Consider the following 24,738-nt stretch of genomic DNA (forward strand, 5'->3'; position numbering starts at 1 on the left):
CGATTTTAAAGAATGAATAATGTATCGGCTTCAGATTCTCAACGGATGTATTTCACACACAGGTAGCCGCCCACGACTTGCAGCACCATGCCGGGAAGCCCGATGCGGAAGTCTTGCAGGGCAAGGAAAAGGTCGCCCTTCAACGCCCATTCGCCCAGGGTGCCCAGCACCTGGTAGCCCAGCACCACACCCAGAAGGAGAGGGAAGCTGACACGGGCAAAGCGGTGAGCGGTTCCTCCGGCGAGGAGGGCCAGCAGGCAGGACTTCAGCAGGATGGCGGGCAGGGCAGCCACAGGAGGCATGCCGAAGATCCACGAATTGACGAGTGGGGAGAGAACCGCCGTGAGCAGTCCGACGCGCCAGCCGAACTTGTATGCACCAACCAGGGTGAAGAAGTAGATGGGAAGCCACGTCACGCCACCTTGGGGGACGAGGTGGAAGAGTTGGGGCAGAGCGATGTTGCCTGCCACGAAGAGCAGGACGGCTACATAGGTCTTGATGCTGTCACAGGGCAGCGAGTAGAGTCGTACGTTTGTTGTTTCCATAAGTTTCTTTCGGTTTAAAAAGTCGTTTGTTTCCGGTGAATGAACGCGCGAATGGCGTCGACCATCTCGTCGATGTTGTCCAGCGGACGGCAAAGTCGTTCGACAGGGCACCAGTCCGTCCCGTCACGGTTCACGATGTGGTCGGTGAGGGTGTCATACGTCACGTCGATGCCTGCCCGGCTGAGCAGGTCGAGGGCGGGACGGGAAATCAGGTCGGTGTGCAGTGCCGCCACGCCTCCCTTGACGAGGAGTGCCGCGGCGCCCTTGCCCACCACCTTGTCTGCCACGAGTGCGCCGTGCAGGAAGGCGGGGTCGTTGTCGGTCAGGTCCATCAGGTCCGCCACTCCCCGACGTGTGAAGAGGCGGACGTCGTCGCCTTGTGCCACGACGAGGGTGCAGCCGCCTTCATGGAGGCGTCTCACGAGGGTGTCAAGGGGCGTCATAGGGTGTTCTGTTTGAGGCGTTCCACATAATCATCGATGCGATGCAGCTCGGCAGGGATGTCGATTGCCTGCGGACAGTGTTCGACACACTGACGGCAGCCGATGCAGTGGCTAGCCTGACGCAGACGGGGCACGCTGCGGTCATAGCCCACAAGGAAGGCTCGGCGGGCACGGCGGTAATCGGGGTCTCCGGACGTCGTGGACAGGTTACCCTCGTTGACGCACTTGTTGTAGTGTACCAGTACGCCGGGGATGTCTATTCCGTAGGGACAGGGCATGCAGTACTTGCAGTCGTTGCACGGGATGGTCGGGTACTGCTTCATCAGGTCGGCCGTCTGCTGGAGGAACTCGTGCTCCTCTGCGGTCACGGGCTTCAGCGGAGAGTAGGTCTTCAGGTTGTCCTGCAGGTGCTCCAGGTAGGTCATGCCGCTCAGGACAGTCAGTACGCCTGCCGGTGTCCCGGCAAAACGGAACGCCCAGGAGGCGACGCTCAGCTCAGGAAGGCGCTGTTTGAGGCGAGCCACGATGTGTTCGGGCACCTTGGAGAGGCGTCCGCCGAGAAGCGGTTCCATGATGACGGCGGGGATGTGCCGTTTCTCCAGCTCGGCATAGAGGTAGTCGGCGTTGACATTGTTGCCCGAGGCATAGCGCCAGTCGAGGTAGTTGAGCTGTATCTGCACGAAGTCCCAGTGTACCCGGTCGTGCATGGCGAGCACCTCGTCGAACACGTCCTTCGTGCCGTGGAAGGAGAAGCCCAGGTTGCGGATGCGTCCTGCCTTGCGCTCCTCCATGAGGTAGTCTATCATCCCGTTCTCAATGTAGCGCTTGCGGAAGGTCTCGATGCCTCCGTTCCCGATGGAATGGAGGAGGTAGTAGTCGATGTAGTCGACCTGAAGCTCCTCGAACGACCGTCGGTACATGGCGATGGAGTTCTCACGGGTGTAGTTGGAGAAGTTCGACAGCTTGGTGGCAACGAAGAACTTGTCCCGCGGATGCCGCTTGAGAGCGAGTCCGGTGGAACGTTCGGACCATCCCTGTACGTAGACGGGGGAGGTGTCATAGTAGTTCACGCCGTGTGCCATGGCGTAGTCAATCAGTTCGTTCACGGCGTCCTGGTCGATAACGTTGCCCCCCTTCTCCGGGGCAGGCAGGGTGGGCCAGCGCATGCAGCCGTAGCCGAGGAGGGACACGCGCTCGCCTGTCTTGGGGTTGGTGCGGTAGTCCATCTTGCCCACGGGCACGGTGCCGGCACCTGTTTCGTTGTTTCCCGCGCCTTTCGGTCCGCATCCTGCCAGGGTCGCCGCAGTGGCGGTGGCGGTGCTGATGCCGACAATCTTCAGGAAGTCGCGGCGGGACATATCTTTTTCGTTCATGTTCTTAATGGGTTGAGGGTTGATGTTGCATGCTAGACGGTCCGGTGGCGCACGTGTCCTTCCACATAGATGGCACTGAAGGGACGGGCGGGACAGAGGTTCTCACAGGCGCCGCAGCCGATGCAACGCTCGGTGTCGACCACGGGAATCCGGCGCGAATCGGGCCGCGAAGGCTCGGAGGGCACCATGGTGATGGCTCCGGTGGGACAGTGACGGGCACAGTTGCCGCACTCCTGACCGTCGGTGAGGGGGATGCAGTTCTTGCGTATCCACACGGCATGACCGATTTGCGTGGCGGACTTGTCGGCGGTGGTGATGGGGTGGATGGCTCCTGCGGGACAGACGTCGGCACACTTCGTACACTCGGGACGGCAGTAGCCGCGCTCGTAGCTCATCTCGGGCTGCATGAGCTTCATCAGGTCGGTCGAGGGACGGAGCACCTCGTTCGGGCAGACCGAGACACAGAGCAGGCACGCCGTACAGTGCTGGGCAAAGTTGGCCGCGCTGAGTGCGCCCGGGGGCACGATGGGGGTAGCACGGTGGGGGACCTGCTTGTCGATGATGGTGGCAAAGCCTCCGTCCACCTTCATCTCCTGTGCCAGGGCTGCCGAGCCGACGGCAAGTCCGGCGGCGGAGAGGAAAGAGCGCCGGGAGAAGGTCGTCCGGGTGCCTTCCGCCGTTCCGGCAGGGGCGGGGGCTTCAGCCGCCTGCAAGGTCTCCGTCCGGAGAGGGGCACGGAGGGGTGCCGGCTTGTGGCCGTAGGTGATGGCGCCCTGACGACAGACGTCCAGGCAGTCCATGCATGCCACGCAGCGGGTGTAGTCGATGCGGTGATTCTTGAAGTCTATGCACGATGCCTTGCAGGAACGGGAGCAGAGTCCGCAGGCGTTGCACTTGCCGGTGTCCATGACCGGCTTGAACCAGGAGAAGCGGGCGACGTAGCCCAACACGGTCCCTACAGGGCAGAGGGTGTTGCAATAGGTGCGTCCGTTCCGCCAGGCAAGGATGAAGAGGATGACGAGCGTTGCCAGAGCGATGAGGAAGGTGGGGAGGCTCTTCAGCCAGACACCCGTCTTATAGAAGGCGTAGCTGTCGGCGCGTTCCGCCAGATAAGCCAAGACATTGTTGCCCCACGCATAGAAGGGGGCGAAGAGGTTTTGGGCGATGCGTCCGAAGGCGCTGTAGGGAGCCAGCAACGCCACGAACGAGCCGACTCCTGCCAGTAGGGCGATGACGAACAGTGCCAGTACGCCAAGGCGTAACCAGCGTTTCTCGGGTGAGTAGGTGAAGCGGCGGCGGCGTTTCTTCGTGCGTCCGCCCAGCCACCCGGCAATGTCCTGCATCACGCCCAGCGGGCAGATGACCGAACAGTAGACCCGTCCGCAGACCAGGGTCAGCAGGAGCAGGGCAAGCACCACGCCCACATTCATTGCCAGCACGGCGGGCAGGAACTGCATCCGTGCCATCCAGCCGAACCACGCATGCACCGTCCCCGTGAAGTCGAGGAAAAGCAGGGTGATGCAGACGAAGAAGACGACGGCAAGCGTTAGTCTGAGTTTGCGTAACATAATGGATACTCGTTTAAAAGGATAAGGGTTAGTCGGTCGGGGACCGTATCACGTAGTGTGGCAAAGTTAGGTAAAAATCGTACGCTGGAAGTACCCGAATTACAGATTCTGCCACCCAAAGCACGGAAATGTGACGATTTCCCGGTTCGGGAGGTGAAAACAGGAGAGTCTGTTACTGCGGAAGGGACCGACGGGGAGCGTCAGCCGGCTCAGATGCCGCGCCGCTTCAGCTCGATGTACTTGTTGACCACGTCGACAGTGAGGCGGGAGGGGGAGGTGAGGAGGGCGGTGATGCCGTGCTGACGGAGCAGGGCGACAATCTGCCGCTTCTCGTAGACGAACTTGTCGGCGATGACGTGCCGGTAGTAGTCCTCGGTCGTCCGGGCAGGCGAGGTGGCATACGCCTTCACCTCGTCGTCCTCGAAGAAGACCACGAGCAGGCAGTGACGGCGTGCAAGGTTCTGCAGGTAGGGCAGCTGGCGGCGTACCTCGACGAGGGTCATGAAGTTGGTGTAGAGGATGGCGAGGCTGCGCTTGGTCACCCGCTTGTCCAGGTGGGCGCAGAGGGCGGAATAGTCGGTCTCCCGGAACGACGTGCTCTCCTTGAAGAGGGAGTCGGCGAGGAGGGTCATCTGTCCCTCCTGACGGGATGCCGGGACGAAGGTGTCGAAACGGTGGTCGAAGGTGACCAGCCCCGCCTTGTCCTCCCGGCGGACTGCCACGTAGGACAGCACCAGGGCGGCATTGATGGCATAGTCGAGGAGCATCATTCCGCCGAAGGCCTGCTGCATCACGCGCCCCTTGTCGATGAGGCTGTAGACCTGTTGCGAACGTTCGTCGCGGTAGATGTTCACCATGAGCTGGTGGCGGCGGGCGGTGGCTTTCCAGTTGATGGTGCGGTAGTCGTTGCCGGGGACGTACTCGCGGATGTGTTCGAACTCCGTCTGGTGCCCCACGCGGCGGATGCGCTTCTGTCCCTGCTCGACCAGGCGGTTGTGGATGGCCTGCAACTCATATTGCCGCAGCAGCAGGTACGAGGGGTAGACCTTCACGTCGACGGGCCGTCCGGTGGTGAACCGCCGCTCGACGAGCCCCAGCCGGGTACGGGCGAAGAGGCGGATGTGACCGAACCCGTAGATGCCGCGGCGCACGGGGTGCAGCGTGTAGGTCAGCGAACGGCTGCCGCGGGGAGGCAACGTCAGGGTGAACGAGAGGTCGCGCCGCTGGAAGATGGCGGGAATCTCGTCGATGACAGTCAGGCGCAGCGTCTGCCGGTAGGTGCTCGCCAGCTCCAGTGTCACGGGGTTCTCGTCGCCGTTGGAGAAGCGTTCGGCGCAGTGCCGCTCTCCCGTCAGCCTGCCGCCCCCAACGTAGAGGAGTCCGGCATCGAGCAGCGTCGCCGCCACCCACAGGCACAAGGCTGCCTGCCCCGCACCGAACAGAGGAGCAGCCCAGTAGCCGCTGCCCAGCAGCAGGACGACGGCGAGTGCCACGAGATAGAACCTACGGGTCAGAAACATGGGCGGAAGGGTTATTGGGGTACTTCTACCTTGTCTATGAGGCGGCGGACCGCCTTCACGTCCGACCATCCCTCCATCTCCGCCTCGGCGGTGAGCACGATGCGGTGTTGCAGGACGTAGGGCGCCACGAACTTCACATCCTCGGGAGTCACGAAATCGCGTCCTTGCAGGCAGGCGTACGCCTTCGACGCGCGGAGCAACCCGACGCTGGCACGGGGCGACGCGCCCAGGTAGACTGCCTTGCTGAGGCGTGTCTGACGGACAATCTGCACGATGTAGTTCAGGAGCGACGGCTCCACGTAGAGGCTGTCTGTCCTGCGGCGCAACTCCTGTACGTCGGCGCGGGTCAGCACGGGGGCGATGTCCGTCAGCTTCACCAGGTCATGCCGCTCCTGGTGGCGGCGCAGGATCTCCAGTTCCTCGTCGGCAGACGGATAGTCGACGGTGACCTTGAGCAGGAAGCGGTCGAGCTGTGCCTCGGGGAGCTTGTAGGTCCCTTCCTGCTCGACGGGGTTCTGGGTGGCAATGACGAGGTAAGGCTCCTCCATGGGATAGGTCACCCCGTCGACCGTCGCCTGGCGTTCTTCCATCACCTCGAAGAGGGCGGACTGGGTCTTCGCCGGGGCACGGTTGATTTCGTCCACGAGGATGAGGTTCGCGAACACCGGGCCGCGGTGGAACTCGAACACGCCTTCCTTCATGTTGAGTACCGACGTGCCCAGCACGTCGCTCGGCATGAGGTCGGGCGTGAACTGGATGCGGCTGAAGTCGGCGTCGATGAGGCGTGCCGTCAGCTTGGCAAGCAGGGTCTTCGCCACGCCCGGCACGCCTTCGAGCAGGACATGACCGTCGGCGAGGATGGCGGTGAGCAACAGGTCGACCGTCTGTCGTTGGCCGACGATGACGGAAGCTATCCGCTCCTTCAGCAGGCGGATGCGTTCCTGCAAGTATTCCGCACGGGGCGCATCATCGTGCGCGGCTGCGGGTTCCAGTTTTGTCTCTTCCATAAGCTTTATTGTTCCTTCCTGTCCTCTGTCGTGGGGAGGGGGTCCCGTGCGGGGAACAGGGAGTCTGGTTCATTCTGTGATTGTATGGTTTCTTTTCCGGCGGAAGGCGTCTGCCGTCCGGGTGCTGACGGGGCACCGGGCGAGGACACCGCGGCGAGCAGGTCATTCATCCGGTCGACCAGCCGTTTCATCTCCTCGTCGTCGGCACGCAGGGGGCTCTCCGCGCGGATGGCATCGAGGCGCGTCAGCAGTGCCAGGAGCTGTGTGCGGTCGGCTCCGGTCTTCTCCGCCAGGCGGTCGGCACGTTCATCGGCGGACGTCTCCGAGAGCAGGTCGACCCCCGTGCGGCGTTGCAGCTCGTCGGCGAAGTAGACATACTTCTTGCGCAGCAGGGCGGAGGGGGTCTCACGCTGGTAGTAGAGCGTGCCGATGAGCTTCACGAACTCCAGGCTGCGGTTCTCCGGAGGCGACATGACGGGGATGGGACGCTGACGTCGCCGGGCGGTGAAGCAGCACAGCAGCACGACGGTCAACAGCGACACGTAGAGCGCCCACTGCAGGGGCGGATGGCTCAGGAAGTAGCCAAACGGTCCCCGCGCCCGTCCATCGGCAAGGCTGTTCCAGTCCATGCCTCCCGAACTGAAGGCGTAGGCATCGGTCCGCACCAGCGGAGCGTCCTTCAGGCGGTCGGCGAGGCGCAGCACGTAGTCCTTGAGGTCGCGGTGGAGGATGCCGTAGTTCGTCAGGACGAAGGGCGAGCGCATGAGCGTCAGTTCACCCTTGCCGACGCGGAAGCTGACGGTGTTCATCCTCCGGGCGACGTAGCCGGAGTCCGCCGCATACACCCGGTCGTGGTGTTGCCATGCCAGCACGCGGAAGGGGTAACGCCCGAGGCTGTCCGTCGGCTGGAAGCCCGTCGACTGGAAGGAGGAACGCACCGGGAAGTCGCGCCGGGGATAGCGCCCCGGCTCTTCCACCCACTCCAGCGTGTCAATCGCCGGGCGGAGTGAGGGAACCCCGTCCAGCCCGTCCAGCACGAAGCCGTCAGCCTCGGTGATGCCCAGCGAGTCGAGCAGGGCGTCGCTGAACCAGTCGGCTGCCATCAGCACGCTGGCTCCCCGGTGCAGGCGGAGGAAAAGGGAGTCCACGTCCTCGTCGCTCAGCCAGCAGTATCCACTGACGAAGAGGAGGTTCTGACCGCCCACCGTGTCGTTCTCCAGGAAGTCGTCCAGAGTCTCCGCCACGGGGCGATAGCCGGCAGGGAGCGTGAACGCCATCACCGAGTCGAACACGGCACAGCCGAAGGGTCCGGTGTCCTTGTGGTCATAGGTCGCCGTCCAGTCGACAGGTCGCGGCTGTGTGAGCTGTAACCAGAGTCCCACCGCGAGGAGGGCGATGATGCAGCCGATGTAGATGAGCGTGCCGCGCCTCATGGCTCACCTCCTTCCGTGTGCAGGAGCCGACGGACGAGCGCGTCGCGAAAACGGCACATCCCGTCGTAGAAGGCGCGCGTGGCGGTGTAGTTGCCATAGCGCACGCGCAGGAAACCGTTGGTCAGCGCACGCAGGTCCTCGGCGCTGTCCGCCTCCCGCAGTTCGTAGACATAGTCGGTGGGGGTCTTGTAGCTCTGCCAGCTGATGAGTCCGGCATCGTCGAGCTGCCTGAGCATATATAAATAGGTGTAGCGCACGGCAGCCGTATAGTCCTCGCGCGACGTGGCACGGCGTATCTCCTCGGGAAAGTCGATGCCGTAGATGGTGTCCTCGTCCGTCGCTGCGGAGGGTTTTCCGGCACGTCCCACCCGGCGGAACAGCCCGGGGTGCTTCCACCACAGGTAGGCGACAATCAGCAGGAGGACCACGAGGGCGGCGGCGACGAACACCCAGTTGACCTCCGAGTCGGTCAGTGTCCAGTCGAACCACTCGCTGAGCTTCCAGTCCAGCCAGGAGCGCAGGCGGTCCCACCACGTGCCTTCCGCCGCATGCAGGGCACGCTCGTAGTCATACGCCGGGTCGGTCCACCAGCGGGCAAGCCGGGCGGTGTCGCAAGTCAAGGTATCGGTAGCTGCCGGGTGCATGCGGTATCAGAGCTTGTCGAAGTTCTCGATGTCCTCGTCCACGGTCACGGCGTCCATCTTCTCGCGGATGTGCCCGTACTGGTAGGTCGCGCCCAGCAGCACGACGACCGTCGAGAGGTAGGAGGCGTAGAGCATCAGGACGGACGTGAAGTACTGCAGCACGTCGAACAGCATGCCGCCGTCAGCCACCTGTCCGCTGGCTCCTACCAGGAAGGCACGGACGATGAGCACCACGTACATCGGCACGGAGAGGAGGCCGCCCAGCACGCTCGTCAGCAGGTAACAGACGAAGAGGATGAGGAAGGTGCCTCCCCAGCACTTGAAGCCGTTGCGCATGCTCCACAGGAAGGTGTTCCAGATGCCTGCCGACCGCTCGTCGAGCATGTAGGCGGGATAGAATATCATGAGCGGGACCAGCCCTGCCAGCAGTAGGGGAACCGTCACGATGAGCGTGGCGACTGACAGGGAAGCGAGCAGGACCATCAGCACCAGATACAGCACCATCAGCAGGATGATGAAGCCGAAGCACGTGGCGCTCCGCTTCAGGCAACGCAGGAACTCGGCTGACAGCGCACTCCAGGTGACGCCCCGCAAACCTTTCTCCCGCCTGTCATAAGTGATGAACAGGGCATAGAACACCGCGTAGAGCAGGATTCCGCCCAGCAGGGAGAACACGATGAGGAACAGGTAGGGGAGTCCCAGGAGAGCCAGCATGCCATTCTCCTCCGCTCCGGACGAAGCGTAGAGACCTGCCTTGAACGCGTTGTCCATGTACGCGCTCATGCTGAAGCCCTGCAGGATGGCTATGGGCAGGAGGAATGCCGTGAGGTACTTCAGCAACGGTTTCCAGTTCTCACGGATGAACTGGAACGTGACGGTAAATTTCTCTCCGAAGTCGCGCCGTTTATACAGCACGATTCCGGATTCTCTCATTGTTTCCATAAATACGTTTTTTTGGTAAGTAGATATAGTAGTATGCGATAAAGGCAGCTGAAAGTGCGATAAGCCCGAAGCGCAGGACGGCAGGGGCATGGGTGTGGCGCGTGAGGAAGCTCTCGATGAACCCTGCCACGATGAAGACGGGGACGGTGCCCACCACAATCTTCATCCCGCGCCGTGCGGCACGCCGGAAGGACACCAGGCGCGGATAGGTGCCGGGGAAGAGCCACCCGTTGCCCATGGTGATGCCCGCCGCTCCGGCAATGATGACGGCGGAAATCTCGAGCGTCCCGTGCAGCCAGATGGCAAGCATCGACTCGCCGAGCACCCCGTGCTGGGCAAAGAAGGTCTGGAAGCAGCCCACCATCACGCCGTTGGTGAAGAGCAGCCACCCCGTGCCAATGCTGGTGAACAGCCCCGCGGCAAAGCAGAGGAACGACACGCGCACGTTGTTGATGGTGATGGCGAGGAACATCGACCCCTCTTCGCCGCCGCTGTAGACCGCCATGGGGTCACCCTTGGCAATGTTGCGCAGCGTCATGTCCACATACCCGTCGCCGAGGATGGTGCGTGCGAAGTTTTCATCGCCCAGCTGGGAGACGACGCCCACGAGCACACTCGTCAGGAAGATGAGGAAGGCATGGAGCAGTTCGCGCCGCGCCCCGTAGACCGCCAGCGGCACCTCGGTGTGCCAGAAGGTGAGTATGCGGCTCCACTTCTCCCGCTTGTTGCGGTACAACTCGTTGTGGAGCGAGGACGCCAGGTTGTTCAGGTAGAGGGTGATGCGCGAACGGGGGTAGTGGGTCTGCGCGAAAGCCAGGTCCGACGTGAGGTCCACATAGACATCCGCCAGGTGGTCGGGCGACTGCGAGGCGGCACTCTCGACCACCTGCTCTGCCCGGCGCCACTTCTCTATATTCTGACGTATGAAGACGACTTCTTTCACGGTTCCGGCTTTTTCTGGATGATGGAGTGGACAAATGTATGGGTTTTATTATACATTTGCAAACCACGGGGCATAAGTTTGTGCATCCGTCCGCATTTTGTCCGCCTGTCCTGCCGACAGCGGCATGACACCCGGCGGCACCCGTCCCCTAAACAGATTATCCTATGTCACACGACATCATCACCGGACAATACGTCCGCATCGAACAGACCCCGGCGAGCATAGGCACACGGCTGCTCGCCCTGCTCATCGACGACGCCCTGATTGCCGTCGTCCTCATCGGCCTCTCCACGCTGGACCGGATGCTCAAGCTGACGGGAGCGGCAGAGACCGCCGTCATCCTCCTTGCCCTCGCCTTCCTCGCCTTCTACTCGCTGCTCTGCGAGGTGCTCAACAACGGGCAGAGCGTGGGCAAACGCCTGATGCACCTGCGTGTGACCCGGGTGGACGGGAGCGAACCGACCATCGGCTCCTACCTCCTGCGCTGGCTGCTCTATCCCGTCGACGTGGGCTCCGGCGGCGCCATCGGCCTGATCTCCGCCCTCTCGACGAAGAATCACCAACGTCTGGGCGACCTGGCAGCCGGGACCGTGGTCATCAAGGAGCAGGACTACCACCATCTGCACGTCAGTCTCGACGAGTTCGCCTACGTCAGCGAGGACTACCGGCCCACCTATGTGCAGGCGGCCGACCTGTCGCTCGAGCAGGTCAACGTCATCACCCGTACGCTCGACACGCGCGGCAAGGACCGTGACGACCGCATCCTCCAGCTGTCGCGCAAAATCATCGGGACACTCCGTCTGCCGGCTGACACCCGTCCGGGAGAACCGCTCCTGCAGACGCTCCTGCGCGACTACCAGTACTACGCACTGGAGGAGCTCTGAGCAATGGACAATGGATAATTGACAATTGACAATGGGGGCCTTCGTCCCCTCTTCCAACAAATCTTGACAACCGGAGTCCATCTATCCCTACCTCTTTTCGTGGGAAAACAGGCGTTGCGCCGTACGGATGGGTTCCCACGTTCGTACGGACGCGTCGCCACGCTCGTACGGACGCGTCCGTACGGTCGTAGTCACGCGTCCGTACGAAGCCAGGAATATCCCCCTACGAAAGCCACTGACTGTCAATTACTTGCAAAACGCCATTCCGGCAGCGTTCAACGGACGCATCGGTCCTTCAGAAAACACGACATCTCATTTCAATAATATCGGACGTTACGAACGCTCCGGACTGGGTCGCAGGCAGGCTGCAACGGGAGAAATCACACCGGTGGACGGACTCGTGGCAAAGTGACTATTTGTTCGCTGTTTTACATTTATTCACAGCCAAAAGAGTCTCTTCGGGGCAAAACACGGCCTTTATACAACATTTCTCTACTCTTTTGAACCAAAAATACTCCCGTACCACCCTTTTTCGTCCTAACTTCGTAGTGCTGTCAGAGGGACGACCGACGTGACCGGACGCCACGATGTACCTCCTACGCAAATACCCAAAACCGATGTTGCGAAATTACTTACTCTACCATCACATATTTCCAAACATCCGGGCGTCTCACGGCGCATGAAGGGAATCCCCCTGACAGTTTTGTTTTCAGACTCTGACGGACTTTATTTAACTTAAATATAATTGTATGAAAATGAATCGTTTCTTATCTCTGAGGAGTATGTGTGGTGTGACGGCTGCGTGTACGACGCTGCTCCTTGGTTCCTGTATCAACGGGTACGACGACGACTGGACCTTCTCGTCGGGCGTGTCGGGCGTCACCCTGACGTCGCCGGCTGCCGACGGGGTGAAGTTCACCCAGAATCCCGAAGGTACGGAGGTCACTGTCGAGTGGCCCGTGGTCATGGGTGCAGGCGGCTATGAGTTCACAGCCTACAACGTCGACGACCCCGAAAATCCCGTCCCGGTAGGCCGTCCGGACACCATCGACGGCTGTTCGAAAAAATTCGCCCTCAAGGAGGACACCAGCTACAAGTTCTACATCCGCTCGCTCGGCAACGAGGAGGCTGGCAACAAGGCTGCCGAGAAGGCGACCGAACTGTCGTACTCCACGCTCCTTGCCACCTATGCGGAAATCCCCGACGGAACCGACCTCACGGAGTGGTTCAAGCAGAACCCCATCCCTGACAGCAGCGAGGAGCTCGCCTACAACCTCGTCCCCGGCGGACACTACACGATGAGCGGAGAGACCGACTTCGGCAGCCACCGCATCACCCTGCGCGGCAACAAGGTGAAGCACCCCATGGTGACCTGCGGTGCGGACGGGACCCTCGCCACGGCGGCAGGCTTGAAGGTCAAGTTCATCGACTTCGACTGCAACGCCAACACCTCGGGCGCCTTCCTCGCCCTGAGCACGACTCCTGACGAATCGACCAAGGTGGCAAGCGGCGAGTATGTCATCAAGGACCCCATCGCCCTCCAGTCATGCCGCATCCTGGACGTGAACAAATACCTCATCTACGACAACAACAAGCAGAAGTACGCCGTGGAGAACCTCTCGGTGAACGATTGCTACATCCGCATCAACCAGACGGATGTCCTCGTCCTCTTCAAGAAGAGCAGCACCATCAACCTTACGCTCAAGGAGAGCACGCTCTACAGCACGGTGAAGGCAGGGAAGTTCTTCGCTCAAATCAACGGGTCGCGACCCGACAAGATTACCGGCTACGTCGGCGGCTCGTTCAACATCAACTCCTGTACGCTCTATAACGTCTCCAACGGCAAGGACTTCGTCAACTGGAACCAGTACCGCGGACGCAACACGATGACACTGAACATTGCCAAGAGCATCATCGTGGACAGCGGCAACACCGGGGACAACAACTTCACCAACAAGATTATGGGAAACGCCAACATGGTGCACAACTTCCGCCTGAACACCTACTGGTGGAACGGTGCCGCCGGAACGGACAAGTTTGACACCTCCACGCTCACGACCGAACCGTTCGTCTACAACGGCGACGGACAGTTTACCGTGACGGGCGCCGACCAGCTTGCCAACCGCACGGGCGACCCTCGCTGGCTGCCTGCCGACACGGAGGACGACTCCGCCGAGTGAACGGACAGGGCTGTCACCCTACCTTATATATAACAGACAGAAGTTCCGCTCGCGCCCGACGCCCCGGCAGACCCGGCATTCCTCCGACGTCTTCCAGCCGTCCCGCCCGCGGAAACAGAATTAAAGACCTGAATTCTTATGCAAACAAGATATATTCTCTACAGTGTATGCCTCGCGGCAATGTGCGCGTCCTTCTCTCCCCTGGAAGCACACGGAAGCAATGCCCCGGCAACCCAACAACAGCACACAAGGACCATCAAGGGTACGGTGGTCGACGAGACGAGCATGCCCGTCATCGGTGCATCGGTCAAGGCTGAAGGCACCACCGCAGGTGTCATCACCGACATCGACGGACACTTCACCCTGCAGGTGCCTGCCAATGCCAAACTCGTCATCTCCTACATAGGCTATATCTCCCAGACCGTCGCTCCGCAGGACGGCATGAAGGTGACCCTGCGCGAGGACATGATGAAACTCGACGAAGTGGTCGTCGTGGGTTACGGTACTCAGAAGATGAAGAACGTCACGGGTGCCATCGAAGTCATCAAGCCCGACGAAATCAAGGACCTCTCGGTGGGCAACCTCAGCGCCGCCCTGGGCGGACTCATCAACGGACTCAGCTCCAGCGGTGGCTTCGGCCGTCCCGGTGAGGCTGCGACCCTGCAAATCCGCCAGGCAAAGGTGGCTTCCGCCTATGCCGGCAAGGGTGGAGAGACCAGCGCGTCGCCGCTCTATGTCATCGACGACTTCGTGACCGACGAAGAGGCGTTCAACAACCTCGACGCCGACGAGGTGGAGAGCATCACCGTCCTGAAGGACGCTTCGGCTGCCGTCTACGGCGCCCGCGCCGCACAGGGTGTCGTGCTCGTGAAGACCAAACGCGGGCAGGTGGGCTCCCCGAAGATTTCCTACAGCGGACAGTTCGGTGTCACCGACGCCGTCTACCGCACGAAGATGCTGTCCGCCTATGACCAGGGCGCCATCTGGAACGCCATACGCGCAGCGCGTACTTCCACCGACGAAGAGTCGTCGGAAGTGCAGAAGGACCTCTTCCAGGCAGACGAACTGGCTGCCATGCGCGGCCTCAACTATGACCTCCTCGACCAGGAGTGGAAGGCTGCCTTCACCCAACGCCACAGCCTCAACATCAACGGCGGTACGGAGAAAGCCACCTACTTCGCCGGCATCTCCTACTTCGACCAGGACGGTAACATCGGCCGCCTGAACTACGACCGCTGGAACTTCCGTGCCGGGGTGAACGCCAACATCAGCAAGTGGTTCAAGGCTTCGCTCCAGCTGTCGGGCGACTACGGCGAGACCAACAAGGCAAAGAACGGACTCTCCGGCGGCGGCACCGACCTGGACTTCAACACGCTGCTGACCCATCCGCGCTGGGTGCCCGACTACGTCGGCGGGATGCCCCTCGTGCAGTCGGGCATGCAGAATGAGCCTCCGACGGACCTGAACCTCTACAACTTCAGCGCCGTACAGAACTCGCCCGACAACATCGAGAACCAGTCGTCGAACATGACCATCAACAGTTCCGTGGAGTACGACTTCGGCTGGAGCAACCTCCTCAAGGGCCTGAAGCTCAAGGCTACCTACTCCAGGAGCATCAGCAACGACAAGGGCAATGAAACCGGTACGAGCGTGACCGTCTACCAGATGCTCAACCGCACCGGCAGCGGAGCGCACCTCTACACCGGCGCTGACGCCGATTACTCGGAAAACAACCTGCGCCCCATCGAGGTGAACAACGGCAACAACCTCAGCCGCAGCAACATCAAGAGCGACAACTACCAGGTGAACCTCACGGCAAGCTACGCCCGCGAGTTCGGCCTGCACAACGTGAGCGCCCTGTTCTCCATCGAGAAGAGCGAGGCGGAGACGGAGGATGTGCTCGCCCGTGTCAGCGACCCCTATAAGTTCACCGACGGCTCCTCGAAGTCAGCCTACGGCTCTCCCTACGCCAACTTCGGACGCAGCGAGTCGGGCATGCTCTCCTACGTGGGACGTCTGAACTACTCGTATGCCGACCGCTACCTCTTCGAATTCCTCATCCGCTCCGACGCGTCGACCAAGTTCGCCCCGAAGAACTACTGGGGCACCTTCCCGTCGTTCTCCGCCGGATGGGTTGTGTCGGAAGAAGGTTGGTTCAAGGACCACGTGAAGTTCATGGACTTCCTCAAGGTGCGCCTCTCCTTTGGTATCCTGGGTAAGGACAACATCCAACCGTGGCGGTGGACCCAGCTCTACAACGTCGACCAGGGCAAGGGAGCCGTCTTCGGCAACAACAGCCAGATGAGCGACAAGGGTCCGGGCTCCAAGACCGGCGATGCCCCCAACCCCGACGCACACTGGGACAAGAGCTACAAGACGAACCTGGGCTTCGACATGCGCTTCCTCAACAGCCGCCTGTCGGTGAACCTCGACGCCTATCTGGACAAGAACCGCGACATGTTCATGAACCGTACGGGAGCCTCCAACTTCCCGTCCACCGTGGGTACGCAGCCGACGGCAGAGAACTTCGGCGCCATCGACGCCTGGGGTGTGGAACTGTCACTGGGCTGGCGCGACAACATCGGCAAGGACTTCAAGTACCACGTGAAGGTGAACACCGGCTATAGCGACAACCGCATCAAGAAGATGGCATGGCCCGACCGCATCGAACTGGACGGCGCCCGTCCCAATGAGCGTTCCGACCGCGGCACGTGGGGCTATGAGTGCATCGGCATGTTCCGCAGCTACCAGGAGATTCAGGAGTACTTCACGACCTACGGCATCACCAACTACCTGGGCAACACCATCAAGGACGTGCACCCCGGTATGCTCATCTACCGCGACATACGCGGCGCACAGAACCAGGACGGCACCTGGCAGCCGGCAGACGGCATCATCAACGACAACGACCGTATCGAAATCTCCCACCGGGCTAGCAACACCTACGGCTTCACCGTGAACCTCGGCGCCGAGTGGAAGTCCCTCTCGCTGAGCGCGCAGTTCAACGCGAACTGGGGCGGCTATGACCTCGTGGACAAGTCGGCATACTACCTGAAGAAAGGCTACAAGGACGTGCTCTACACCAACATGCCCTCGTTCTGGAGCGACATGTTCGTCTATGAGGACATCAAGGACGCCCAGGGCAACGTCACCGTACCCGCCAACCGCGACGCACGGTTCCCGAACCTCCGCTACATGGATGTGAACAGCCAGGCGTCCACGTTCTGGAAGGTGAGCGCAACCTCCATCAGCCTGCGCAACATTACCCTTGCCTACACGCTGCCCAAGGACTGGACATCCCTTGTGGGCATCGAGAGCTGCCGACTGAACTTCACGTGCCAGAATGCCATCAGCTTCACCAGCCCCTATCCCGACCACTTCATGAACCCGTGGGCAGGAGCATACGGCAAGTATCCCAACCTGCGCAAATACACGTTGGGCGTAAACATCTCATTCTAAAAACAACGACACTATGAACAACTACAACTATAAGGGCGCCGCCGCCCTCCTGTGTGCAGCCCTCTGCCTGGGCAGCTGCAGCGACCAGTTCCTGCAGGACAAGAAGTCCTACGGCAGTTTCGGCGCCGCTACCATCTATGAAGACTACGACGGTGCAAAGACACGCATCGACTACCTCTACAACCTCCTGCTGCCCGTCTCCGCCAGTGGCATAGACTACGACACGCCCAGCACGGGTGTGGCGGACATCTACTCGAAGTCAACCGAGGAGTTCGCCGGACTGTCCGCATTTGTCAACCCGGAGACCATCGTCGACTATACCAACGTGCAGGACCTCATCTTCCGCGAGACCAAGAACGTCAGCCCCTACGGACGCATCCGCGAGTGCAACTACATCATCGAGGGAGTGGAGGGCAGCAAGTCCCTCAACGAGGAGCAGAAGCACGAACTGCTCGGCCAGGCGTACTTCTTCCGCGCCTGGTGCTACTACCGCCTGGTGAAAGTCTACGGCGGTGTGCCCATCATCGACCACGTGCAGAATCCCATCGTAGGCAATGACGGCGGAAACGAACTCGTCGTACCCCGTTCGACCACGAAGCAGTGCATCGACTTCATCTGCGCCGACCTCCAGAAGGCCGCCGACTACCTGCCGGCAGCATGGCCCTATGCCGGGGAAGACTTCGGACGGGTCACCGCAGGGACGGCGCTCGCACTGAAGGGACGCACCCTGCTGCTGTGGGCGAGCCCGCTCTTCAACCGCGCCGACGACAAGCAACGGTGGGCAGACGCCTACGAGGCAAACAAGGCTGCCATCGACAAGCTCGACGAGAGCGGTGTCTTCGGCCTTGCCTACGAGGGAAACCCCGGCGTGAACGCCACGAACTGGGGCAAGATGTTCGTCAACTACACCGGCTCTGACGGCTCGAAGTCCGAAGCGGTCTTCGTCACCCTGTACAACAAGATTCCGTGGGTCGAAGCATCCGACTACCATAAATACAACAACTGGGAACACACCGTCCGTCCGAAGAACGCCATGGGCGGCGGAGGACTGACACCGACGTCCGAAATCGTCGACCTCTTCCCCATGGCAGACGGCAAGCGCGCAGGCGAGTCGGCCTACACGTACGACAAGCAGTGCTTCTTCCTCAACCGCGACCCGCGTTTCTACCGCACCTTCGCCTTCCCGGGCGTACGCTGGCGCTTCACGGGCAACCCGTCCGCCAACAGCAAACCTGCCGGGAACAACGGACAGGTGTTCGACTATCCGTACAACGGTGAGGACTATGCCTTGTGGAACTATGCCTGGTACGAGGACGAGAGCAACGAGCAGAACCCCGGCAAGAGCGGCTTTACCGCCGACGGACTTGCCGGCTCACATACCGGCGTGTATGTCAACAAGCGCAGCGACGACCTCGATGTGAACGAGACGCCGCTCTACACCTTCAACATCCAGGCAGCGTCCAACGGCGCCCCGTCCGGCTTCAAGCAGTCTGCCGCTCCCTACATGGAGATACGCTATGCCGAGGTGCTGCTCAACCTTGCCGAGGCTGCATGCGGTACGGGCGACGCCGGACACATGAACGAAGCCTACGAGGCGTTGAAGCGCATCCGCTCGCGTGTCTATCCGTCAGAGCTGGCAGCGAAGGATTACGGACTCGATGCCTCCATCCGGAGCGACCGTGCCCGTCTGTTCTCAGCCATCCTCTACGAACGTCAGCTGGAACTTGCCTACGAGGGCAAACGCTTTGACGACATGCGCCGCTGGATGCTCTGGGACGGCGGTCAGGGTCAGGAGGCCCTGAAGGCATCGTGGAAGCTCACGGGCTTCGGCGGGAACACCTGCCAGTACCTGGGCGTGGCTCCGCTCAACGGCACACGCCGCCACACCATCGAGGTCTACACGGCGAAATTCACTGCCGAGGAAAAGAACGGCGCGGACCCGCTCTACACCCTGCGTCCGTCTGCCATCAACCTGACCCGTGCCGGACTGACGGCAGAGCTGACAGGCAACGCTGCCGAACCGGTGAAGGAACTGACCGACAAGAACGTCCTCTCGCTGGTGAACTTCTACCGCAACAACCAGCTGACGCGCAAGGACTACAACGCCGACGGCAACTCCGTGGAGAACGTCATCCGCTTCAAGCCCAACTGTTACTTCATCGGCTTCAAGCAGAACATGATGCAGAACAACACGACACTGGAACAGACCGTCGGCTGGACCGACATCAACCGTGGCGGTGCTGACGGTACGTTCGACCCTCTGGCGGAGTGAAAAGGGGGAAAGACTTGAAATAATACGTAAGATGCCTCTTACGTTTGTATGACAAAAGTTCAAAAAGTAGAAAAGCCCTGTCTGTGAAGATGGGGCTTTTCGTTTGTTGGTCAACGGACGCCGGAAGGCGGGAATCCGGTCCGTCCGTGCAAGTAGCTTGGCTCTCCGGACTTGCAGACAAATGCCTGCCGGGTGCTCAATAGGAGACGGAGACCTCCATGCCTGCTTCCCGGACGAGGGCGGCTATGCGGTCCAGCTCCTCGGGAGTTGCCTTCTGCAGGTTCTGGTCGGGTGTCTCCCGGTCGATGGTGTAAATCATCACCTGACGGGGAGCAATGTCGCGCACGGCATCGAGCCAGGGGAGGACGTAGTGGTCCGTCGTGTTGTCCACCGAAAGTCCGTCGTGCGTGCCCTTCATGAACATGGTCTGGATGATGAGCTGCCCCTCGAACGCCTTCATCCGGCTGATGATTTCGTTCACATCATAGGCTCCCGTCGGCCGGTCCACCCGGCGGATGTATTCAGGGTCGACGGTGTCGAGCTTGAGGATGTTGTTGTCGATACGTTTGAGTGCCTCCACCACTTCGGGACGAAAGAGCATGGTTGAGTTACTGAGCACGCTCACCTTCGCTTTCGGGAAGTAACGGTCGCGCAGCGCCAGCGTGTCGTCGATAATTCCGGCAAAACGCGGATGGGCGGTCGGCTCTCCGTTCCCGGCAAAGGTCAGCACGTCGGGTGCCGGTCCGTTCGCCTGCATGTCCTGCAGACGGGCCTCGAGCGCCTCCCGCACTTCCTCCCTTGTCGGTCTTCGCTGACGCGGACGGAAGTCGGCATTGAATCCACACTCACAATACACACAGTCGAACGTGCACACTTTGCCGTCGGCAGGCATCAGGTTGATGCCCAGTGAGACTCCCAACCTGCGGCTGTGTACCGGTCCGAAGATGGGAGCAGGATAGATAATGGTTGACATAGTAGCATCAGTTTATTAAGTTCGCGGAACAAAGAAACGGCTTTTTCAGGAAAAGTCGTGCAGGGGAGGGAGGGAAAATGCGTATTTACCTTATCCATCTCCAAACAGACATGAAACCTGATTTGAAGAACTACCTTCCCTTTCTCCCTTTTCTTCCTTCCTCATCCTCTCACCAACACCTTCCTCAACCCCACACCGACGCCTTGCGCATCTCCTTTTGCCGAGATGAGCAAGACGGTAGTGACGCTTTGAGCAAGACGACGCGGCGAGATGAGCATGCCAGAAACAGGGCTTATGCACGGAGTGACAACGGATTGCTGAAAAGGGAGACAGGGGGAAGCGCATCTCCTTGTGACGAGATGAGCAAGAGGGGAGTCTGATGATGGGGAAAAAGAGGGGTAAGGGGGAGTTTTGCAGGCGGATTGCTGCGGAAGGCGATACAAAAATAGACATTTCCCGGGATAAAACCAAGGAAATGCCTACATCCGCCGTACCTCAAGTTCGAGCCTCAGAACCTTCCGTAGTGGATATTGATTTCCCGGACGACATAGTCCTGCGCTCCGGCACGATGGAAAGGCTCGTTCGCGTAGAACGCCTCGACCTCCTCCTGCGTATCCGCAAAGACAATGTTCACCACGCCCGTCATGTCGGCATAGAGCGCACTCATCACGATGCGTCCGGCATCCATCCACTGCTGCGTGTATGCCATGTGGGTCTGAAGCAACTCATCGTTGATTTTCTCGGGAGCGATGAGGACTCCCGTCACTAAAAACTGTTTCATGTTGAATCGATATTTAAAGTTCATAAGACTTAAAACGTCACCTTCAGTTGGACATACAGGTCCTGCTTGTTCCTCCCCTCGATTTCCTGCGTTCCGGAGCCGATGCGGTCGCGGTCAAAATAGCCGGTATAAACATACTTGACAATGACTGTCAACAAACTGTTGATATCGTACCTTCCCCACAGGTATCCGTGGACACCCTCTCCCTCGTATGCAGGGAACGAGTAGGTGTAGAGCAAGCCGCGTTCGTAGGCATAAATCCTTGTATCATAACCGTCTGTATGAAAATAGCCTCCACCTGCCTCGCACTCCCATTCTCCGGCAGAAGGCTTCAGGTCGATTGCCTGTGTCAGCTGGTAGCCCTGTTCATTTCCCTTGTCCGACGCCCCGTTTTGAACATAGTCCAGCGTCGTTTTCAACAGGCACGCCGACGTTGCCTGCCACCGCCATTGTCCCTTGCCCGTATGCCGACGGACGGTAACCGGTCCTTCCGCTGATTCCTTCCGGTCCGCCAGGACATCCCGTTCACGCTGCTTGTAGCGATAGCGCAACAGCCAGTCGCTCTTCTTCCCACACTTCCCGACGAGTTGCACGAAGGCTTCCGTGCCCTTGCTGCATGGGAAGGAGACCCGGTAGCGCGGAGCCGGAAAGCGGAACCAGTCGGTGTATGCCGTCAGTTTCAGGTCTCTTCCCGGCAGCCATTCCAACCCGGCGTACAACCCGTCTTCATTGCGCACCTGGCTCCCTTCGCCGAACGAACGTGCAAAGATGCCCTCATAGTCCTTCGCATAGTGTCTGTGGAGCAGGAGCAGGTGGAGTGCCGTCAGCGGACGGTAAGCCAACGTGTGGAGTGCCGCCACCGCTCCATTCCCGCTCACTGCCGTCTCTCCCGCGAACGACCAGCGGTGCAGGTCCAGCCGGTAGTCGGCACCGACGGCTGCGAACTGCCGCCCGCGAGGGTCATGCTGCTGGTAGTAGAACTGTGGTTTCAACACCTTGTCGAAAACGGTATAAACACCTGTCAGTCCGATGTGCCAACGGACAGCGTCGTATGATAAATGGATTCCTGTCAGCTGATTATGTACGTCGTGTTTCTTCTCCATCTCGGAGCGTGTACGGTGGAGTCCGTCAGTTTTCAACGCAGTTATGAACCCATGCTTCAGGGTGGCATCCTGACGACGGAACGAGTAGAAGGCTGCCAGTCCCCAGCCTCCCTTCTGCCAGGCGACCGCCAATCCGCGCAAGTAATCCTGCTCATTGGTCGAGGCATGCCGGGTGATGCCTTCGCTGCGGCTGCCTGCTCCGTCCATGACGGTCTGTTTTCCCGACGCGAAGCGTGTGTTTACGACCAGCCCCTGCCCGAAACGCAGGCGGTAGTCGCCCAGCGCCACCGTGTGCAGGGGACCGACATCGTGCAGGAGCACGTAGGCGGAAGCATAATCATAGCCTTTGTTGCCTGCCGCGAAGAAGGGTTCTCCGGCATCATTCTCCAGGGTGAACCCTGCCGTCAGCCGTTCACCGGACGCCAGACGGTAGCGCAAGGAGTGGTAGAACCGGCTGCCCAGATAACGCCGGTTCGGATAGCGTTGCAGCACCTCGGGCGGATAGGTGTAATAGCCTTTGCGGTAATAGAAAGGGATATCGACACGTGCCACTGCTTCCTGTCGTCCGTGTCGCAACACCTCGCGCCAGGGGAAGGAGACGGCACCTTTCTCCTCCACCGGACGGCAGACGACAAACAGCGACAGCATGGCACGTGTCTCGTAGTCCACGCCTGCGACCAGCTGCAGCTCGGAGAAGTCCATCAGGGGACCATACGTATGAAGGTAAGTCAGGATATGGCTGATCTGAACCGGGGAAAGAAAGGGAAGCTGTTCGAGCTGTTCCCGTGTCGCCGTGTTGAGATTGAACGGGTGTGCATGGAGTTCGGCAAGTTCGTCCCATTGGTCTGCGGACGTCTCTTCGTCCACCGTCAGCCGTTCGAGGAAGTCCTCCCACTTCATGGTCTGTGCGCACAGCTTATCAACAGACATTGACAGCAACAGCACACTTATCAACAAGCCTTTCAACAGGAAGGCGGACGGTCGTAGGAATCGGACTGAAAGCTCTCTATTCATGAGGATTAGGTTAAAGTGGAAGTACCCGGATTGGCAATGTCATGCCCGGTTATGAACGTCACGATGCGTTCATGTTGACCAAGCACTGTTCAAAGTTAGCCTTAGTCCGTAAGATAGCAAAAGTTTCAGGGCTGAATTTCAAGTGCGGGCGCACTTTCCGGCGGGTCAGAGCTGTCCGCTCTCCACCATGAGGATGACGCGCTCGGTCAGCGCATCGTCTGCGTCGGGGTCATATTCCTTCTTCAGGCTCGCGCCGAACATGGAGGCAAAAGTCTGGTAGAAGCCTGCACGGAAGGGACCGACAAAGGCTTTCACGAGTTCATAGCTCGTCTGGTTGCACTCCCGGTCGACCAGTTTGATGAGCAGCTTTCCCTGGGAGAAGGTGAGCTTTTTCATCATGGGGGTGTATTGTTCCTTCAATCCTTTCTCCACCCGCTTGATGTGTTCTTCGCGTGCCTTTCCCTCGGGCAGCGTCTGCATGTATTCGTAGGTCTCTATCAGTATCTGGTTAATCATCCGTGCCAGAGGCAACGTGCGCTTCACGTCGCGGACGAGTTTATAGTATGCCCGCTCGCTCCGCCGGCTTTTGAACGTCAGGGGCGGATAGACACGCAGCGGATAGAAGTCCACGCGTGTGATGCTGTCGCCCTCGTACACCGTCCGGCTGACGGTAAGCCGTGCCGGGGGAGGGACGTTCCTCTTCTGTGCTGCTGCCGGAATCGCGCAAGACAGGAGGAGGATGAAAGCCATCTTTTCAGCGATTGTTGCCATAAGGTTATAAACAGTTTGTTGATATACGTCAGCCGATGAGCAGCTTCCTGGCGAACTCCCAGATGATGATGCCTGCCGTGACGGACACATTGAGCGAGTGCTTCGTCCCGTACTGGGGTATCTCCAGGCAGCCGTCGCAGGAGTCTACTACCTCCTGACGGACGCCCTTCACCTCGTTGCCCAGCACCACGGCATAACGTCCGTCCGGCTCGGGAGACCAGCGGTCGAGCATCGTACTGCCTTCCGCCTGCTCCACGGCAAGGACCGTATAGCCGTCCTGCTTCAGCCGGGAGACAGCCTCCAGCGTATCTTTATAATAGGTCCATGCCACACTGTCTTCTGCTCCCAGCGCGGTCTTGTGTATCTCCGGCTGGGGAGGGGTTGCCGTGATGCCGCACAGGCAGATGCCTTCCACACGGAACGCGTCCGACGTGCGGAACACCGAACCGACATTGTGCAGGCTGCGCACGTCATCGAGTACGACCACCAACGGCATCTTCTCGGACTCCTTGAACTCGTCCACCGTCAGACGGTTCATCTCGGTTATCTTCAGCTTTCTCATGAAGGATGATTTGTTTATCTGATGCAAAAGTAACATCTATTCCGGCAATAAGAAAGGATGGACTGCAAAGAATTGACCGACGGACCTGAAGCTCCCGTCCTCCTGTCGATAACCTGTCAAAAGCGTGTTCAAACCCTGTCGAAATAATGTGCACACAATGGGGGAGAAAAATGTTGGAGTTCTCGGCGGAATGTCTATACCGGCACGGAAACGGAATGAGCAACTATTTCCGGCAGAAGTTGCAACACATGTTTCAACAGCCTTTTCACACACCTGACGGCTGCCGACAGCCTAAAACTTATTGACAACAGGAGTTATCGA

The 24,738-nt window shown here is 60.0% G+C and carries 20 protein-coding genes; 5 read left to right on the plus strand and 15 right to left on the minus strand.

Going from position 1 to position 24,738, the window contains the following annotated elements:
* Positions 1–38: 38 nt before the first annotated feature.
* The 10 genes from M3087_RS04270 to M3087_RS04315 form a co-directional block, all read right to left on the minus strand.
* Positions 39–545: an ECF transporter S component gene (locus tag M3087_RS04270; RefSeq protein WP_249093977.1), complete on the minus strand. Its 507-nt coding sequence runs from the start codon at positions 543–545 to the stop codon at positions 39–41.
* Between the two features lie 14 nt (positions 546–559).
* Positions 560–988 (minus strand): DUF1893 domain-containing protein, encoded by a 429-nt coding sequence (locus M3087_RS04275; RefSeq protein WP_249093979.1) that lies wholly within the window; start codon positions 986–988, stop codon positions 560–562.
* Positions 985–2,361 (minus strand): aldo/keto reductase, encoded by a 1,377-nt coding sequence (locus M3087_RS04280; protein WP_249093981.1) that lies wholly within the window; start codon positions 2,359–2,361, stop codon positions 985–987. The genes M3087_RS04275 and M3087_RS04280 overlap by 4 nt, the downstream gene beginning before the upstream one ends.
* A gap of 32 nt (positions 2,362–2,393) precedes the next feature.
* On the minus strand, positions 2,394–3,929 hold the full coding sequence (locus tag M3087_RS04285) for a 4Fe-4S binding protein (RefSeq protein WP_249093983.1): 1,536 nt from the start codon (positions 3,927–3,929) through the stop codon (positions 2,394–2,396).
* Positions 3,930–4,138: 209 nt separating this feature from the next.
* Positions 4,139–5,449, minus strand: a complete 1,311-nt coding sequence (locus M3087_RS04290) for a DUF58 domain-containing protein (RefSeq protein ID WP_249093985.1) — start codon at positions 5,447–5,449, stop codon at positions 4,139–4,141.
* 11 nt (positions 5,450–5,460) lie between these two features.
* A complete protein-coding gene (locus M3087_RS04295) occupies positions 5,461–6,456 on the minus strand; it encodes an AAA family ATPase (RefSeq protein WP_022384990.1) in 996 nt (331 codons plus the stop codon).
* A 5-nt stretch (positions 6,457–6,461) separates the two neighbouring features.
* Positions 6,462–7,889, minus strand: a complete 1,428-nt coding sequence (locus M3087_RS04300) for a DUF4350 domain-containing protein (protein WP_249093987.1) — start codon at positions 7,887–7,889, stop codon at positions 6,462–6,464.
* Positions 7,886–8,533 (minus strand): DUF4129 domain-containing protein, encoded by a 648-nt coding sequence (locus M3087_RS04305; RefSeq protein ID WP_249093988.1) that lies wholly within the window; start codon positions 8,531–8,533, stop codon positions 7,886–7,888. Before M3087_RS04305 ends, M3087_RS04300 begins: the two co-directional genes overlap by 4 nt.
* 6 nt (positions 8,534–8,539) lie before the next feature.
* Positions 8,540–9,475 (minus strand): hypothetical protein, encoded by a 936-nt coding sequence (locus M3087_RS04310; protein ID WP_249093990.1) that lies wholly within the window; start codon positions 9,473–9,475, stop codon positions 8,540–8,542.
* Positions 9,438–10,418: a stage II sporulation protein M gene (locus M3087_RS04315; protein ID WP_249093991.1), complete on the minus strand. Its 981-nt coding sequence runs from the start codon at positions 10,416–10,418 to the stop codon at positions 9,438–9,440. Before M3087_RS04315 ends, M3087_RS04310 begins: the two co-directional genes overlap by 38 nt.
* A gap of 164 nt (positions 10,419–10,582) precedes the next feature.
* Here M3087_RS04315 and M3087_RS04320 point away from each other — a divergent pair, with 164 nt between their 5' ends.
* The 5 genes from M3087_RS04320 to M3087_RS04340 all read left to right on the plus strand — a co-directional run bounded on the left by M3087_RS04320 (position 10,583) and on the right by M3087_RS04340 (position 19,213).
* Positions 10,583–11,302, plus strand: coding sequence for an RDD family protein (locus M3087_RS04320; RefSeq protein ID WP_249093993.1), 720 nt, complete (start codon positions 10,583–10,585; stop codon positions 11,300–11,302).
* Positions 11,303–11,429: 127 nt separating this feature from the next.
* Positions 11,430–11,714 (plus strand): hypothetical protein, encoded by a 285-nt coding sequence (locus tag M3087_RS04325; protein ID WP_249093995.1) that lies wholly within the window; start codon positions 11,430–11,432, stop codon positions 11,712–11,714.
* 337 nt (positions 11,715–12,051) lie between these two features.
* Positions 12,052–13,482: a DUF4992 family lipoprotein gene (locus M3087_RS04330; RefSeq protein WP_249093997.1), complete on the plus strand. Its 1,431-nt coding sequence runs from the start codon at positions 12,052–12,054 to the stop codon at positions 13,480–13,482.
* Positions 13,483–13,620: 138 nt separating this feature from the next.
* Positions 13,621–16,941, plus strand: coding sequence for a SusC/RagA family TonB-linked outer membrane protein (locus M3087_RS04335; protein ID WP_249093999.1), 3,321 nt, complete (start codon positions 13,621–13,623; stop codon positions 16,939–16,941).
* A 13-nt stretch (positions 16,942–16,954) separates the two neighbouring features.
* The gene (locus tag M3087_RS04340; RefSeq protein WP_249094001.1) at positions 16,955–19,213 is read left to right on the plus strand and encodes a RagB/SusD family nutrient uptake outer membrane protein; all 2,259 of its coding nucleotides are present in this window, start codon (positions 16,955–16,957) and stop codon (positions 19,211–19,213) included.
* A gap of 196 nt (positions 19,214–19,409) precedes the next feature.
* On the opposite strand, the gene M3087_RS04345 is transcribed toward M3087_RS04340, so the two are convergent.
* From M3087_RS04345 to M3087_RS04365, 5 genes are all read right to left on the minus strand, one after another.
* Positions 19,410–20,186: a radical SAM protein gene (locus tag M3087_RS04345; RefSeq protein ID WP_249094003.1), complete on the minus strand. Its 777-nt coding sequence runs from the start codon at positions 20,184–20,186 to the stop codon at positions 19,410–19,412.
* Between the two features lie 508 nt (positions 20,187–20,694).
* Positions 20,695–20,967 (minus strand): YciI family protein, encoded by a 273-nt coding sequence (locus M3087_RS04350; protein ID WP_157948133.1) that lies wholly within the window; start codon positions 20,965–20,967, stop codon positions 20,695–20,697.
* Between the two features lie 29 nt (positions 20,968–20,996).
* On the minus strand, positions 20,997–23,000 hold the full coding sequence (locus tag M3087_RS04355; RefSeq protein WP_249094006.1) for a ComEA family DNA-binding protein: 2,004 nt from the start codon (positions 22,998–23,000) through the stop codon (positions 20,997–20,999).
* Between the two features lie 249 nt (positions 23,001–23,249).
* Positions 23,250–23,855, minus strand: a complete 606-nt coding sequence (locus tag M3087_RS04360; protein ID WP_249094007.1) for a DUF4294 domain-containing protein — start codon at positions 23,853–23,855, stop codon at positions 23,250–23,252.
* 28 nt (positions 23,856–23,883) lie between these two features.
* Positions 23,884–24,417 (minus strand): RNA methyltransferase, encoded by a 534-nt coding sequence (locus M3087_RS04365; protein WP_106483928.1) that lies wholly within the window; start codon positions 24,415–24,417, stop codon positions 23,884–23,886.
* Between the last annotated feature and the right edge of the window lie 321 nt (positions 24,418–24,738).

The organism is Mediterranea sp. ET5, assembly GCF_023337025.1.
GTDB lineage: Bacteria > Bacteroidota > Bacteroidia > Bacteroidales > Bacteroidaceae > Phocaeicola_A.